Source organism: Pontimicrobium sp. MEBiC06410 (assembly GCF_053601615.1).
This window is the reverse complement of the sequence record NZ_JBSHNT010000016.1, coordinates 1-1,848: the sequence shown is the minus strand read 5'-3', so window position 1 is coordinate 1,848 and position 1,848 is coordinate 1. Positions and strand designations below refer to the sequence as shown.

The following is a 1,848-nucleotide window of genomic DNA, read 5'->3' as shown; positions in this document are numbered from 1 at the left end:
AGTGCTGTTAATGGATCGTGTCAAGACACCTTAATGGTTACTGCGCCTAATTGTGCTTGTCCTTTTATCGATACGCCTACTAATCCTAACAATCCTAGTATTTGTTTTGGGGCAACTACACCTGCTTTAAGTGTTGTACTGTCTGGCCCTCCTGCTTTAGGGGATGCTGTTAATTGGTATACAAACGCTACTGGAGGTACTGCTTTAGCTTCTGGACTTAATTATACACCTACCGATACAGCTATTGGGGTTTACACTTACTATGCGGAAGCTGAAGAAACTGTCTCTGGTTGCGTGAGTTCTAGAACTCCAGTTACATTAACAATAATTGGTATTCCTACGCCAGATGCACCTGCCAATGTGCAGTCCTGCGATAACTATACTCTACCTGCTTTAACTGTTGGTAACTATTTTGATGGTACTAATGGAACTGGCAATGCATATACTGCTGGAGATATCATAAACACAACAACAACGCTTTATGTATATGCGGAAACTGGAACAACTCCTAATAATTGTTTTGCTGAAAATAGCTTTACTATTACAATAGATACGACGCCTACTCCTGATGCGCCTGCCAATGTGCAGTCCTGCGATAGCTATACTCTACCTGCTTTAACTATTGGTAACTATTTTGATGGTACTAATGGAACTGGTAATGCGTATGCTGCTGGAGACATCATAAATACAACAACAACGCTTTATGTATATGCAGAAACTGGGACTACTCCTAATAATTGTTTTACCGAAAATAGCTTTACTATTACCATTAACATTTCTCCTACAGCTTTTCCTATTGCTGATATGGAACAATGTGATGACGATTTAAATGGATTTGAATTTTTTGATTTAACGTCAAATGACTCTACAACAATTAATGGACAAACCAATGCAGTAGCAACTTATTATACTAATATGTTAGATGCTCAAGCAGGTACTTCTCCTATTATTACTGCTAATGCATATCAAAACACAACTAATCCAGAAACCATATATGTAAGAGTTGAAAATACTTTAACTGGTTGTTATGGTATTAATTCATTTAATCTAATATTAAATAGCACAGGAGCTACAACTCCTACTCCGCTGGTACATTGTGACCCAGATAGTGATGGCTTTGGAGTTTTCAATTTAACTGATGCCGATACAGAAATAGCAACTGGAGCTACAGTAAACATAACATACCATGAAACCCCTGCGGATGCTAATAATAATATAAATGCATTAGTAAGTCCATATAACAATATAGTAGCAAATAATCAAACAATCTATGTTCGTGTTGAAGACTTTGTTACAGGATGTTTTAATATGATTTTACTAGAGTTAATCGTCAACCCCACCCCACAAATAACAGACCCCACCCCATTAGAAGTCTGTGACGATGATGCCGATGGCTTTGCCAGTTTCGATTTAACCGAAAAAGAGCCAGAAATACTAAACCAATTAGACACAGACCCATCCAACGATTTAGACCCCGCGCAATACATCGTAACCTACTATATCACAGAAGCCAATGCCAATGCCGGGACCAACCCTATAGCAACGCCAAATGCCTTTGTCAACACTATAGCCAATACCCAAACTCTATGGATACGAGTAGAAGACAACACCAATAGCTGTGCAACAGTACGCCCACTAGAACTCATAGTCAACCCATTACCCGTACTCGTACAACCAAGCCCACTAGAACTCTGTGATGTTAACAATCCAGGCGATGAAGTCGAAGAATTTAATCTAGAAGAGGCCAACGCACAAATACTAAATGGACAAACAGGCATCACCCTAAGCTATTACCTAACCCAAGCCGATGCCGATGCCGCAGTTAACCCATTACCAACACTATACACC

1 protein-coding gene is annotated in these 1,848 nt (G+C 39.4%); it reads left to right on the top strand.

All coding sequences use genetic code 11. The annotated features are described in order from the left end of the window. A partial coding sequence (locus ACVC08_RS00120) for an immunoglobulin domain-containing protein (protein ID WP_452600490.1) occupies positions 1 to 1,848 on the top strand: 1,848 nt, incomplete at both ends.